At 34.9% G+C, this 13,740-nt stretch carries 11 protein-coding genes and 2 pseudogenes; 5 read left to right on the top strand and 8 right to left on the bottom strand.

The window, feature by feature from the left end; all coding sequences use genetic code 11:
- Positions 1 to 32: 32 nt before the first annotated feature.
- Both RMN97_RS01250 and rpsL read right to left on the bottom strand, forming a co-directional pair.
- Positions 33 to 317: pseudogene (locus RMN97_RS01250) on the bottom strand (30S ribosomal protein S7); the annotation flags it as partial.
- A gap of 23 nt (positions 318 to 340) precedes the next feature.
- On the bottom strand, positions 341 to 724 hold the full coding sequence (rpsL, locus tag RMN97_RS01255; RefSeq protein WP_007136570.1) for a 30S ribosomal protein S12: 384 nt from the start codon (positions 722 to 724) through the stop codon (positions 341 to 343).
- A 275-nt stretch (positions 725 to 999) separates the two neighbouring features.
- Here rpsL and RMN97_RS01260 point away from each other — a divergent pair, with 275 nt between their 5' ends.
- From RMN97_RS01260 to rlmB, 4 genes are all read left to right on the top strand, one after another.
- The gene (locus tag RMN97_RS01260) at positions 1,000 to 2,667 is read left to right on the top strand and encodes a hypothetical protein (RefSeq protein WP_309612708.1); all 1,668 of its coding nucleotides are present in this window, start codon (positions 1,000 to 1,002) and stop codon (positions 2,665 to 2,667) included.
- Between the two features lie 210 nt (positions 2,668 to 2,877).
- Positions 2,878 to 6,144, top strand: coding sequence for a SusC/RagA family TonB-linked outer membrane protein (locus tag RMN97_RS01265; RefSeq protein WP_309612709.1), 3,267 nt, complete (start codon positions 2,878 to 2,880; stop codon positions 6,142 to 6,144).
- A 4-nt stretch (positions 6,145 to 6,148) separates the two neighbouring features.
- Positions 6,149 to 7,603, top strand: a complete 1,455-nt coding sequence (locus RMN97_RS01270; protein ID WP_309612710.1) for a SusD/RagB family nutrient-binding outer membrane lipoprotein — start codon at positions 6,149 to 6,151, stop codon at positions 7,601 to 7,603.
- Positions 7,604 to 7,675: 72 nt separating this feature from the next.
- Positions 7,676 to 8,410 (top strand): 23S rRNA (guanosine(2251)-2'-O)-methyltransferase RlmB, encoded by a 735-nt coding sequence (gene rlmB / locus RMN97_RS01275; RefSeq protein ID WP_309612711.1) that lies wholly within the window; start codon positions 7,676 to 7,678, stop codon positions 8,408 to 8,410.
- A gap of 126 nt (positions 8,411 to 8,536) precedes the next feature.
- Here the strand turns inward: rlmB and RMN97_RS01280 are convergent, their stop codons facing one another.
- Entirely contained in the window at positions 8,537 to 9,301 is a 765-nt protein-coding gene (locus RMN97_RS01280) for a rhomboid family intramembrane serine protease (RefSeq protein WP_309612712.1), read from the bottom strand.
- Positions 9,302 to 9,620: 319 nt separating this feature from the next.
- Between RMN97_RS01280 and RMN97_RS01285 the strand changes: the two genes are divergently transcribed.
- A complete protein-coding gene (locus tag RMN97_RS01285; RefSeq protein ID WP_309612713.1) occupies positions 9,621 to 10,898 on the top strand; it encodes a replication-associated recombination protein A in 1,278 nt (425 codons plus the stop codon).
- Between the two features lie 29 nt (positions 10,899 to 10,927).
- Here the strand turns inward: RMN97_RS01285 and RMN97_RS01290 are convergent, their stop codons facing one another.
- The 5 genes and pseudogenes from RMN97_RS01290 to RMN97_RS01310 form a co-directional block, all read right to left on the bottom strand.
- Positions 10,928 to 11,293, bottom strand: coding sequence for a four helix bundle protein (locus tag RMN97_RS01290; RefSeq protein WP_309612714.1), 366 nt, complete (start codon positions 11,291 to 11,293; stop codon positions 10,928 to 10,930).
- 44 nt (positions 11,294 to 11,337) lie between these two features.
- Complete coding sequence (locus RMN97_RS01295; protein WP_309612715.1) at positions 11,338 to 12,069, bottom strand: hypothetical protein; 732 nt, start codon at positions 12,067 to 12,069, stop codon at positions 11,338 to 11,340.
- Between the two features lies 1 nt (position 12,070).
- On the bottom strand, positions 12,071 to 12,754 hold the full coding sequence (locus RMN97_RS01300) for a YjjG family noncanonical pyrimidine nucleotidase (RefSeq protein ID WP_309612716.1): 684 nt from the start codon (positions 12,752 to 12,754) through the stop codon (positions 12,071 to 12,073).
- 1 nt (position 12,755) lies between these two features.
- The gene (gene radC, locus RMN97_RS01305; RefSeq protein ID WP_309612717.1) at positions 12,756 to 13,448 is read right to left on the bottom strand and encodes a RadC family protein; all 693 of its coding nucleotides are present in this window, start codon (positions 13,446 to 13,448) and stop codon (positions 12,756 to 12,758) included.
- Between the two features lie 37 nt (positions 13,449 to 13,485).
- A pseudogene (locus tag RMN97_RS01310) lies at positions 13,486 to 13,740 on the bottom strand (peptidoglycan synthetase); the annotation flags it as partial.

The following is a 13,740-nucleotide window of genomic DNA, read 5'->3' on the forward strand; positions in this document are numbered from 1 at the left end:
CATTAAGCATGTCACAAATTAAACAGTTATGCTGGTCTAATCTGCATTGGAATTTGAAATGTAGCTCCACCTACTCTACGACTACGTACTTCTACGTGAGGCATAACGTTTGTAAGTGCATCTTTCCAGATATCTACTGACGATTTTTCTTGATCTTGCTTCTTAGCTTCTACGATATCCATTGCATCATAAAACACTTTGAAAGCTGTTGATTTCTTACCATCCCACATCAAGTTGTTCACAAAACGTGTTACTAACTGATCGTTAAATTTAGGATCTGGTAAAAGTGGTCTTTTCTTTGCCGCTCTTTTTCTCATGTCTTTACTTTAAAGTTTTTAGATTACTTTTTTGCTTCTTTTGGGCGTTTAGCACCGTACTTAGATCTTCTTTGTGTTCTTCCTGCTACACCTGATGTGTCAAGCGCACCACGCACAATGTGGTATCTAACTCCTGGTAAATCTTTTACCCTTCCGCCTCGCACTAATACTATCGAGTGCTCTTGTAGATTGTGTCCTTCTCCTGGGATGTAAGCATTCACTTCATTTCCATTAGTCAAACGTACACGCGCAACTTTACGCATTGCCGAGTTTGGTTTTTTTGGAGTAGTAGTGTAAACACGCGTACAAACACCTCTTCTTTGAGGACAAGAATCTAAAGCAACCGATTTACTCTTCTTAGTGATCTGAGTTCTTCCTGTTCTTACTAATTGTTGAATTGTTGGCATAATTAAATACTAATTTTTCTTTTATTTATTAAATTCCCGCTTTTTTAGGGGTTGCAAATGTAGTAATTATTTTCAATGAAACAAATCGTAATTAATTAATTTTTTTATCAATTAAATATTTGTCTTTTAATGAGATAAAGAATAGCCATTAAATTGCCTATACCTTTAAAAAATGAAGCCCCGCGAATGGCTATTTCAAACAAATTATTATTCGATACGATTAACAACAATAAAAACAGATTTTTTGCGTTATTTTGAGGCAAACAATTAGACTTTTGAAAAAGATTTTTCTCTTTTTTTTCATAATTATCGTCAGCGGAAACATTTCTGCTCAGGAATTTTATCTGAAAATTATCGGGCAAACCGAAAAAGAAAACAAAATTATTGACAGTATTGGCTATGTTTTGAAGCATCAAAATGCCAAATCAATCCTAGATGAGAATAATTTATTTTACGATAAGCTAAGCAAAAAAGGATATTTGGAAAGTCAGCTTGAAGAAAATTTCAAATCAAATGATTCTACTTTTTTCTTTAAATATACCCTTGGAAAAAAAATAAATTATGCACGCATATATGTAGGTATAAAATCACAAGAAAATATCGCTGGTAATTACAGTATAAAAAACGACACTTTAACCATTCCTTACGAAGAAACCGAGCCCTTTTTAAATGCAACTTTAAAAAAATTGGAAACCAATGGTTTTTCCATGGCGAAAGTAAAACTTGTCAATATTCAAAAATCAAAAGACTTTCTGACCGCTGACTTATCAATTACAAAAGAAATCAAAAGGCAAGTAAACGATATTGTGATTAATGGTTATGATAAATTTCCCGTTGGACATAAAAAAAATATCATCCGATTGTATCGGAATAAAGTTTTCAATCAAAAGAATTTAGACAAACTATATAATGATTTTGAAAAGTTCCGATTTGTCAAACAAAGCAAATATCCTGAAATACTTTTTACAAAAGACTCCACCAAAATTTATGTCTATCTTGAAAAAACAAAACCAAATACTTTTGACGGTTATGTAGGCTTTACTAACGACGAAACCAATAAAGTTGTTTTTAGTGGTTATGTGGATTTGATTTTGAACAATGTTTTAAATTCTGGAGAAAAATTATCCTTGTACTGGAAAAGCGATGGTCAAGACCAAAAAACATTTAATCTTGGCGTTGAACTGCCTTATATTTTCAAAAGCCCATTAGGAATAAAAGCAGAATTAAATATATTCAAACAAGACAGTACTTTTCAAAACACAAAAACTGCCATAAACTTGGGGTATTATTTCAATTATAACACTCGCCTGTATCTTGGCTATCAATCTACAGAATCAAGCGATATTCAAAATGTGAATTCTTCGACCTTAAGCGATTTTGACAATTCGTACATAACAACAGCATTAGAATATGTCGATTTTAAAAATGATGACTTTCTTTTCCCGGAGAAAACTTCTTTTGATTTAAAAATTGGCACTGGTAAAAGAGATACGAAACTGATTTCTGACAGTCAATTTTTCGGAAGCCTATTTGTAAAACACAATTTCTATCTGAATCCCAAAAACATTATAAACATCAAATCTCAAAATTTCTATCTCCAAAGCGACAACTACATCGTAAACGAGCTACAACGCTTTGGCGGTATAAATTCAATCCGTGGTTTTAACGAAAATAGTTTGCAAGGAAATTTATTTGGTTCAATTCTGTCCGAATACCGATACGTACTTACTCCAAATTTGTATGTGCATTCTATTATTGACTACGGCTATCTCCAAGACATGACAGCAAACAGCGATCAAAATCTTCTCGGTTTGGGTTTTGGGTTTGGATTATTAACCAAAAATGGACTTTTTAATATCGTCTATGCAAACGGAAGCACTAATGAACAAGTCATAAAGCTCTCAAACTCTATCGTCCACATCAGTTTTAAAGCAAGTTTTTAATTCAAAAATTAAACCCGCCAATCATTTGTTAAAAAAACGCGTAGTTTATCGATTCTTCATTTAAAATTATAAGCTACCTTTTTAGAATTCTTGGGTCATTTTATATAATTCCCACTTTCTGACAATTTTAACAATGTATTTTAACAATTCATTTGGATTTCTGATAAATTTTCAAGACTTTTGAAGGACTAATTATAACCAAATTATAAAATGAAAACAAAGTTAAATGGATTCTTAACGCTTTTTATAGCGTTGTTGGTGCAAATATCTTTTGCACAAGAAAGGGTTGTTACTGGAGTTGTTAGCGATAACAGCGGTATACCAATCCCTGGAGTAAATGTTCTCGTAAAGGGAACTACGTCGGGTACTCAAACTGACATTGATGGAAAATATTCCATAAGTGCAACCCCAACACAAACACTTATCTTTAATTTCGTTGGAATGAAATCGCAAGAAATTTTGGCTTCATCAACAAAAATTAATGCAAAGTTGGCTGAAGACGCTGTTGAACTCGAAGGCGTAGTTGTAACCGCTCTTGGTGTAAAAAGAGAAAAAAAATCTCTTGGTTATGCAACACAAGAGGTAAAAGGCGCCGACCTTAACGCCGGTGGAACTGGAGGAAATGTTTTAAATGATTTATCGGGTAAAGTTGCCGGAGTTCAAATCAGAAGAAACAATAACTTCGGAGGTTCTACTGATGTTGTTGGAAGAGGTATTAGAAACTTGACGGGAGGAAATCAAATGCTTATCGTTATTGATGGTGTGCCTGTTAATAACTCTAACACAAATTCTAATGCTCAAAGAAATGGTAGAGGAACATCATTCGATTATGGTAGCACCGCTTCTGACATTAACCCTGCAGATATTGAATCTGTTAACGTTTTAAAAGGCCCAGCTGCAAGTGCCCTTTATGGATATCTAGCAGGAAATGGGGTTTTGATGATTACTACTAAAAAAGGAAAAGCAGGCAAAAAAGGAATGGGTGTTACCGTTTCAAGTGAAGTAATTGTAGGAAGTATTGATAAAAGCACTTTTGTTAAATATCAAAACAAATATGGTGCAGGTTACGGATTGTACTATGGTCCGAACGAAGATTCCTATTTTAACGAAGACGACATTGATGGTGACGGAAATGCTGATTTATTAGTTCCATTTTATGAAGATGCCTCTTTTGGTGCTCCATTTGAAGGACAAATGGTTTATCAATGGGATGCTTTCACACCCTATTCTCCAAATTTTGGTCAGAAAACGGAATGGAAAAATGCAAAAAATGGTCCTATAACATTTTTTGAAACTCCACTTTCTTTAAACAATTCCATTTCAGTTGAGGACGGAAATGATAAATCGAGCTTTTTGATTAATTTTTCTAATTTGAAACAAACTGGTTTATTACCAAACAGTGAATTAAAGAAAAATAATTTTAGTGCAAAATTCAATCATAAATTTACTGAAAAATTAAGCGCCTCTGTTTTTGCTAGTTTTATAAATCAAAACACCGTAGGTAGAAACTCTACAGGATACAATGACAATATCATGTCAAACTTCCGTCAATGGTGGCAAACAAACGTTGATATCAAATCGTTGGAACAAGTTTACAATGCTTCTGGTGGTCAAAACGTTACATGGAACATCAAGTCACCGACCGATTTAACTCCGGCATATTGGGATAACCCTTACTTCCAAAGAAATAAAAACTACTCAAGTGATAGTAGAGACAGATTTTTGGGTTACATTAATTTAGATTACAAAATTAATGATTGGTTATCTGCTTTAACAAGAATATCTAATGATTCTTACTCTGAAATTCAAGAAGAAAGAAGAAGTCAAGGTTCTGTAGCTTCTGAATTTGGAATTAACCGTTTAGACGAACCTTCAGGCTACCAAAGATATAACAGAACGTATCGTGAAAACAACTATGATTTAATTTTCAATGCCTACAAAGATTATGGCAAATTTGATGTTAGAGCTTTGGCTGGAGGAACAATTAAAAGAGTTGGTTCAAGCAGCATTTTAGCTTCAACTCAAGGTGGTTTACTTTTACCAGGTCTTTATAGTCTTTCCAACTCTGTTGGAACTTTGCCTTACCCTGTTGAACAAGATAACAACGGTGGTGGTGTAAATAGCTATTATGGTCAGTTAACTTTAGGATTTGAAAAATTGTTCTATCTAGAAGGTACAGTAAGAAGAGATGCTTTTGCTTCGTTACCTAAAGATGATAATGTATTAACAACTAAATCAATCAGTGGAAGTTTAATTTTTTCTGAACTGGTTAAACAAAGTTGGTTGAATTTCGGAAAAATAAGAGTTGCCTACGCAGAAAGTCCTCTGGGTAGCCCAACACAATCTTTAATCGATACTTATGACAGAGGAGATTCATTTGGTACTGATGCTTCGTTGTATTCTGTAAATTCAATTAAAAACAATCCAAACTTAAAGCCTGTTAAAACGGATACCAAAGAAATTGGTTTGGAATTGAATATGTTTAATAAACGCCTTTTTGTAGATTTTTCTATGTACAAATCGTTAACTGTTGATCAAATATTTAATGTTCCCTATTCAACTTCTACAGGATATAATGCTAGAATAGTTAATGCGGGTTCAGTTCAAAACAAAGGATTTGAGTTACAAGTAACGGGTACACCAGTAAGAACTAAAGATTTCTCATGGGATGTAACTTTAAACTGGTCGAGTAACAGAAATGAGGTTATTTCACTTACTAATGGTATCGAGAACTTGCAATTGGGTAGTTTTCAAGGCGGTGTAACCATTAATGCACAAGTAGGCCAACCTTATGGCGTTATTAAAGGAACAGACTTTACTTATTTAGATGGTCAAAGAGTTGTACGTCCAAATGGTAGATACTTAATCAATAGCAGCTCTAATAATATTATTGGTAATGTAACTCCAGATTGGATTGGCGGTATCAGAAACAAATTCAATTACAAAAATCTTTCGTTTAGTTTCTTAATTGATATGCAAAAAGGAGGAGACATATTTTCTCTAGACAGATCTTATGGTTTAGCAACTGGTTTATACGATGAAACTGCTGCTCTTAACGACCTTGGAAATCCAATCAGAGATCCTGTTACAAGCGGTGCTGATTCAGGAGGTATAATCCTTCCTGGTGTACTTGCTGACGGAACTCCAAATACAACAAGAGCTCCAGGATCACCATTTTTTGGTAACAGTTTTGGGTACAGAAGACAACCTAATAAAGCTTTTGTTTACGATGCATCATACATAAAACTAAGAGAAGTTGCTATTAGTTATGATTTACCTAAAAAATGGACAGACAAACTATCAATTGACGGAATAAGATTTAGTGTAGTTGGTACCAACCTATGGATTATTAAGAAAAATTTACCAGATGCCGACCCAGAAAGCGGTCTAGGTTCAGGTAATTTATCATCTGGATATTCTGTTGGTTCATTACCTACAACAAGAAATATTGGATGTAACTTAACATTTAAATTTTAAAATAATGAAAAAGATATTATTAATGATTGTAGTCTTTACAGGAATATTTTCTTGTACTGACGATATAACAGGGCTGAACCAAAACACAAAAGACCCTACTGTTGTACCTGCAGTTTACCTGTTCACCAATGCTCAAAAGAACGTGGTTGATCAAATGGTAAGTACAAGTGTAAACTTTAATGTTTTTAGATTGTTTACACAACAATGGACTGAAACAACCTATACTGACGAAAGTAACTATGATGTTGGAACTAGAACGATTCCTGACAATCATTGGGCTGTTCTTTACAGAGATGTATTAAAAGATTTGAAAGAATCTAGAACAGTTTTAGCTACCGAAGTATACGTAGGTTCGCCTCAGGAAATAGCAGACCAAGAAATTGTGAGATCAAATAAAGGACATGTTATTGATATTATGTCTGCTTATTCCTATTCTGTTTTAGTGGATACTTTTGGTGATGTGCCTTACACAGAAGCATTGGATATTGTGGGTTTTCCTAATCCAAAATATGATGATGCCGAGACAATATATAAAGACTTAATCACTAAATTAACGGCAGCTTCGGCGGCTTTAGATTCAGGCTATGATAGTTTTGGACCTGCAGATTTAATTTACGGTGGTGATGTAGCAAAATGGAAATTGTTTGCTAATTCATTAAGATTGAAAATGGCAATTAATATGGATGATGTTGATCATGCGTATGCTACTGCACAAGTATTAGCCGCAGTAAGCGACGGCGTTATCTTAAGCAATAGCAATAATGCTGCTCTAGCCTACCTGGGAACACAACCCAACGCAAACCCAGTTTTTGTGGATGTTGTTGCAAGTGGAAGAGACGACTTTGTTCCAACAAGTACCATTATAGAAAAAATGAATGGCTTAAACGATCCTAGAAGAGCCGTTTTCTTTACACAAGTTGGTGGTATTTATGAAGGCGGAATTCCTGGGGCAAGTAATAATTATGACAACTTCTCTCATATCGGTGATTTGTTATTAGAGCCAACTTTTGAAGGTTTAATCATGGACAACACTGAAGTGGAATTCCTTTTAGCTGAAGCTGTTGAAAGAGGTATTACTGTTGGTGGTACTGCCGAATCTCATTACAACGCCGCAATTACAGCGTCTATGAGCTATTGGGGTGTTTCTGGTGGTGATGTTGCGACTTATTTAGCACAACCAAGCGTAGCTTATGCAACTGCAACAGGTACTTGGAAACAAAAAATAGGGGAACAAGCTTATATTGCGTTATACAATCGTGCACTTGAAAGCTGGACATCATTCAGAAGATTGGATTTCCCAGTTTTAATTGCGCCTGCTGGTGCAGATGAAGATTTCGTTCCAACAAGATTAACCTATCCAGCTAGAGAAGAAACTTTAAATGCAACAAACCTTGAAGCTGCTTCTACTGCAATTGGTGGAAATACTTTATTAACAAAAATATTCTGGGACGTTAACTAATCTTAGAATGTTTTTATAATCTAAAACCATCTCGTTCCAAAAAACGAGGTGGTTTTTTTATATCTTTGCGCTATGGAAAAAGAACATCAAATCTTCGGGATTAGAGCAATTATAGAAGGAATTCAATCAGGGGCAGCAATTGATAAAGTATTTATTCAATCGGACACACAAGGCGATTTAATGAAGGAATTAATGAAAGTGATGAAACAAAAAAGCATCAACTTCTCTTATGTTCCCGTCGAAAAACTAAACCGATTAACTTCTAATAATCATCAAGGTGCCGTAGCGACAATCTCTCCTATTGCCTTTCATGATTTAGAAACATTGATTGAAAAAGTGCTTGAATCAGGGAAAACTCCGTTGTTTTTGATCCTCGACCAATTAAGTGATGCCCGAAACTTTGGTGCCATTATCCGTACGGCTGAATGTACTGGTGTTGACGGAATCATTGTTCAAAAAGCAGGTTCTGCTCCAGTAAATGGTGATACCGTAAAAACTTCTGCAGGTGCTGTATTTAATGTTCCTATTTGCAAAGTTGAACATATCAAAGATGCCATTTTCCACCTTCAGGGAAGCGGAATAAAAACCGTTGCTGCCACTGAGAAAACTGACCAAAACATTTACGATATTTCACTAAACGAACCTGTGGCCATTATCATGGGAAGTGAAGACAGAGGAATCAATCCATCTGTATTAAAAATCGTTGACGAAAAAGCTAAACTTCCAATGTTTGGAACTATTGGTTCATTAAATGTTTCCGTAGCTTGTGGTGCGTTTCTATATGAAACCGTAAGACAAAGACAGTAAGAAATATTAGATATTAAATTTTAGATATTTGATATTTGGAAGCTAGTGGTTCGGGCATTATCAGCCGACCATATTCCCGCTTTCCGCACTACGCGGTAGTTGCTTCAATCGGGGCTAAACAGTAAACTAATCGCTTTGTTTGGTATCGTTTGGAGTTTCCTTAAAAACATAAACGTATTGAGCTGGAGTTGGTGTTATTTCTACAATTAGCTCTTCTGGTTCTGAAGTATTGACAAAATTTCCATTCTCATCAAAATGCTTCATAAACATATCTTCTTCCGGATTAAAATCAGGTTTTTCCCAATCGTATAGAATGGCTTTTTTATAATCGGGAGTTTTATAATACGCTGCAAAGAAAAATCCAGTTATCAAACCTGCCAAATGTCCTTCCCAGGAAATAGTCTTGTCGATATCTGGAAAAACATACCAAATCATTCCGCCATAAAACATCACAACCGCCATTGATAAAGCCATCAATCGATAATACTGAGTCATCATTCCTTTAAAAAAAATAAAAGAAACCAAAACATATATCAAACTACTGGCACCAATATGATAGGATTCTCTACCAATTACCCAAGTTATAAGACCGGAAAGTAAAATACCATAGCACAATACTTTTAATGAAATATCTCTATAAAAATAAATCAACGCTGTGGTTAGTATAAATAACGGAATAGAATTGTTGGCTATATGATTCAAACTTCCATGAAGAAACGGACTAAAAATTACACCTTGCAAACCCGAAACTGTTCTTGGTAAAATTCCGTGTGAAGTCAAATTAACATTCAAACTATGTTCCAAAAAGAAAACAAACCATATCAGAATAAGCAGCAATGTCGGCAATAACCAAACCGAAGGAGTAAACTTAAAATGATGATAATCGTTCATAGTAAAATTAAAAATACTTTTTGCTTTTGTCAAAAATACAGCCAAACTAAAAGTAATGCAATTTTGTCAGTTTGATTTAATTTTAACCACAAAGTGCACAAAGAAGGCGCAAAGTACACAAGGCCTTAGTGCGCTTCGTGAAAAGTATTTGTGAACTTCGTGGTTAAGTTTGTTTAAAAGAAGCCGACAGCTTGTAATTAGCCCCGATGGAAGTGGCATCTTGTCTTTTGGGACAAGATATAACGGACAGCGGGAAAATGGTTTATAAAATGCCTAAAGATTGGCTTCGAAAAAAAAATTAAAACTGTATTTTTACACCATGGAAGCACCACTTGCCGAGCGCATCAGACCACAACAATTAGCCGATTATATCAGTCAGCTTCACCTTGTTGGTGAAAACGGTTCGTTGACCCAACAAATTGCTCGTGGCATAATTCCGTCTATGATTTTTTGGGGTTCACCAGGAACCGGAAAAACGACTTTAGCACAAATTATTGCCAAGCAAAGTAATCGCCCGTTTTATGAATTAAGCGCCATCAATAGTGGTGTGGCAGCCATTCGCGAGGTAATTGAAAAAGCCAAACTTAGCGGTGGTTTGTTCACAGCAAAAAATCCAATTCTGTTTATTGATGAGATTCACCGATTTAGCAAATCGCAACAGGATTCCCTTTTGGCGGCTGTAGAAAAAGGTTGGATAACACTAATTGGTGCCACAACCGAAAATCCAAGTTTTGAAGTTATTCCAGCGCTATTGTCACGTTGTCAGGTGTATATCTTAAATCCATTTTCAAAAGAAGATTTATTGGCTTTATTAAATCGAGCGATGAAGGAAGATACTTTTTTGGCTTCCAAAAAAATAAAACTAAAAGAAACCGAAGCGCTACTGCGACTTTCGGGTGGCGATGGTCGAAAGCTATTAAATATTTTTGAACTGGTCGTAAACGCAAGCCCTGAAGGCCCAATTACAATCACTAATGATAAAGTTTTGCAATTGGTCCAACAAAATACAGTGCTCTATGACAAAACCGGTGAACAGCATTACGATATAGTTTCAGCGTTTATAAAATCCATTCGCGGAAGTGATCCAAATGGCGCGGTGTATTGGTTGGCCCGAATGATTGAAGGCGGAGAAGATGTGAAATTCATTGCTCGAAGAATGTTAATTCTATCCAGCGAAGATATTGGGAATGCCAATCCAACAGCTTTCATTATGGCTAATAATACGTTTCAGGCGGTTTCAACCATTGGTTATCCCGAAAGCAGAATTATCCTGAGTCAATGTGCTGTTTATTTGGCCACTTCTGCTAAAAGCAATGCGAGTTATATGGCAATCGGTGAAGCACAGCAAATGGTGAAGCAAACTGGCGATTTATCGGTGCCAATTCATTTGCGAAATGCGCCAACTAAGTTGATGAAAGAATTGGGTTATGGCGAAGAATATCAATATTCGCATAGCTATGAAAACAACTTTTCAGAACAGGAATATTTACCGGATGAAATCAAAAACACTGCTTTCTACAAACCCGGAAATAATGCTCGTGAGAACGAATTGCGCAACTTCTTAAAAAATCGCTGGAAAGATAAGTATGGTTATTAGTTTGCAGTGGCAGTTTGCAGTCGCAGTATTCAGCTGACTCCAAACTTACCTGGATTGTTTATCATATAATTGATAAGTTTTCCGATTTCTATATTTTTTGCACTTAATTCTTGATAGATTTCTTTGGTTATATAATTACATTCAAAAGCAAATTCCAACCAAACATTGGTTTCAGAATTTTCTGCATCACTATCCGTAAATTTACTAATAAAATGATTAGGATATCTTCTTTTTCGATATGCTTCTGCAATATTAGCACACACACTTCTTGACGAACGTCGAATCTGATCAGTCAAAGAATATTTTTCTTCTAATGGAAATGATTTTGATAACTCATAAATTTCCATTGCTAAATCGAATGCTTTTTTATAGGCTAACAATTCTCTGAAATCCATAACTGTATTTTTATTAATCTGAAAACTGTGACTGCGACTGAAGACTAAAACTTAAGGTTCCAAGATTCTGAAACCAATTTTGCATTTTCATAATATTCAAAAAACCATAGTCCGTTTTTTAAAATTACTACACCTTTTATAGTTTCTCTTTCCGCAATAAAGACGTTTTTTTGCGAAGTATTGAACAAACGAAGAATAACTTTTGGTTCGTTATTTACAACTTGAAATCCATTAGTAGTTGGTTGAGCAAATAAGAAAGGTTCTAAGTTATCAATTGCGACAGCTTCCGTTAAATGCTCACCTAAAGTTTTACCAGCCAATTTTTCAGAAATGTCCACTTCATTAGTTACTCCATTTTTCCCACTAAATTGATAACTCAATTCATCAAATGATTTTCCGGCTTTTCGTAATGATTCATTATAAGCTGAAGCATAATCTTTCTCACGACTTTCACCTAATTGAGTTTCAAAAACCACATTCTCTTTGCAATCTTTCAAAACTACTTTTACTTTAGTGCTAAACATACCGCTGTTTTCTATAACATTAGCATATAAGAAATTACATCTCTCTAAATTTAACGGAATTTCTTCATTGTTTAAATACGCCTTAAAACCATATTTCTGCAGTAATAATTTGGTTAATGTATTCAGTCTGTATTGGTCGTCTTTTTTTAAAAAATCAAACTTTACAGGTACAATCACATATTGATAATCATTAATGCTTTGCGAAAAGGCATAGCTCGAAATTAAAATAAACAACAATACAATTTTCTTCATTTTACAATATTTTTTTTAATTCTAATAAATGATTAATAGTATGTAATCCTTCTTCGTCGTAGATTCTTTTTTCATCAAACAATATGGCTTTCATTCCGAAATCTATCGCGCCACGAACATCGGCATCGATACAATCACCAATCATGATAGCATTTTCTTTTTTTGCGTTAGCCAAAGATAGTGCATACTCGAATATAGTAGCGTGCGGTTTTTTTACACCTGCCATTTCGGAATTCGTTATCGTTTTAAAGTAATTTCCCAAACCGGATTTAGTGATTTTCTTTCCCTGTACTTCGGCAAAACCATTAGTAATAATGTGCAAATTGTATTTTGGTTGCAAATATTCTAAAACCTCAATGGCACCATCAAACAACTGATTATTATCAGGCATATACTCGATGTAATAATGCGCAATGTGATTTATTTCATCATCAGAAATAGTATAATTCAACACATCAAACGCTTGTCGCAAACGAGTATAGCGCAACTCTTCATGTGTAATTTTATCAACCTGATACAACTTCCAACACGCTTGATTTATAGGAGCGTAAATTTCAACAAACTGATTAGTATCAATAGTTGGATGATGTTCTGCAAAAATTTTATCAAATGCTAAAATGGAATTTTTATCAAAATCCCAAAGCGTGTGATCTAAATCGAAGAAAATGTCTGTTATGTTTTTCATTTTAAAAAATCCCTTCGTCCTGAAAACTGAAATAACCAGTTTCGGTAATTATAATATGGTCGAGGACTTTTATATCTAATTGCTCTCCGGCCACTTTTAGTTTTTTGGTAATATCCTTGTCGGCATCACTTGCCTGCAATTTGCCCGAAGGATGATTGTGGGTCAAAATTATGGAAATAGCACCTTGTTCCAATGCCGTTTTGAAAATTAATCGCACATCGACTACCGTTCCTGTAATTCCGCCTTTTGAAAGTTGCGATTTATAAATTACTTTATTGGAATTATTGAGATATAAAACCCAAAATTCCTCGTGTGGCAATTCGCCAATTATAGGCTGCATGATTTCGAAAACGGCTTTGCTTGACGTTATTTTTTGAAGTTCTACAACTTCTTCTACTCTGCGTCGTCTTCCCAATTCTAAAGCAGCAGCGATTGAAACTGCTTTCGCCTCGCCTATTCCTTTGAATTCCATTAATTGCTTTAATGATAATTTTCCTAAGGCATTCAGGTTGTTATCAACGCTTGATAAAATGCGTTTGCTTAAACTTACTGCACTTTCATTCCGGCTTCCCGAACCAATGAGAATGGCTACTAACTCGGCATCGCTCAACGCAGTTTTACCTTTTAGCATTAGCTTTTCGCGTGGCTTATCATCTTCTGCCCAATTCTTTATGGAGAAATTTTGTTCGCTCATCATTACATAAAATAATGATAAATGTAAGAATTTTAATTTAATTAATCAATCCTTTCACCTCATCAAAATTTAATCCGCCATAATTCCCGGAACTCATTAAGAGCAAAGCTGAATTATTCAAATCGTAATTAAAAAGAAACTCTTTAAACTCAACAGGATTAGTATAAATAATCAAATCATCACGTTGGAATGATTGTGCAATTTGGTCATAACTTACTTCCTCCAGTTGCTTAATCTTAACCGCATCAGGCGAATAGAAAACCACGGCAACATCGGCAGCATCAAGAGCGCC

This window comes from Flavobacterium sp. (assembly GCF_031381455.1).
In the GTDB taxonomy this organism is placed as follows: Bacteria; Bacteroidota; Bacteroidia; order Flavobacteriales; family Flavobacteriaceae; genus Flavobacterium.

Coding starts and splice junctions, on each gene's coding strand:
- RMN97_RS01265 (WP_309612709.1), top strand. CDS start 2,878: ATGAAAACAAAGTTAAATGGATTCTTAACGCTTTTTATAGCGTTGTTG.
- RMN97_RS01280 (WP_309612712.1), bottom strand. CDS start 9,301: ATGAACGATTATCATCATTTTAAGTTTACTCCTTCGGTTTGGTTATTG.
- rlmB (WP_309612711.1), top strand. CDS start 7,676: ATGGAAAAAGAACATCAAATCTTCGGGATTAGAGCAATTATAGAAGGA.
- RMN97_RS01295 (WP_309612715.1), bottom strand. CDS start 12,069: ATGAAGAAAATTGTATTGTTGTTTATTTTAATTTCGAGCTATGCCTTT.
- RMN97_RS01290 (WP_309612714.1), bottom strand. CDS start 11,293: ATGGATTTCAGAGAATTGTTAGCCTATAAAAAAGCATTCGATTTAGCA.
- RMN97_RS01285 (WP_309612713.1), top strand. CDS start 9,621: ATGGAAGCACCACTTGCCGAGCGCATCAGACCACAACAATTAGCCGAT.
- radC (WP_309612717.1), bottom strand. CDS start 13,448: ATGAGCGAACAAAATTTCTCCATAAAGAATTGGGCAGAAGATGATAAG.
- RMN97_RS01300 (WP_309612716.1), bottom strand. CDS start 12,754: ATGAAAAACATAACAGACATTTTCTTCGATTTAGATCACACGCTTTGG.
- rpsL (WP_007136570.1), bottom strand. CDS start 724: ATGCCAACAATTCAACAATTAGTAAGAACAGGAAGAACTCAGATCACT.
- RMN97_RS01270 (WP_309612710.1), top strand. CDS start 6,149: ATGAAAAAGATATTATTAATGATTGTAGTCTTTACAGGAATATTTTCT.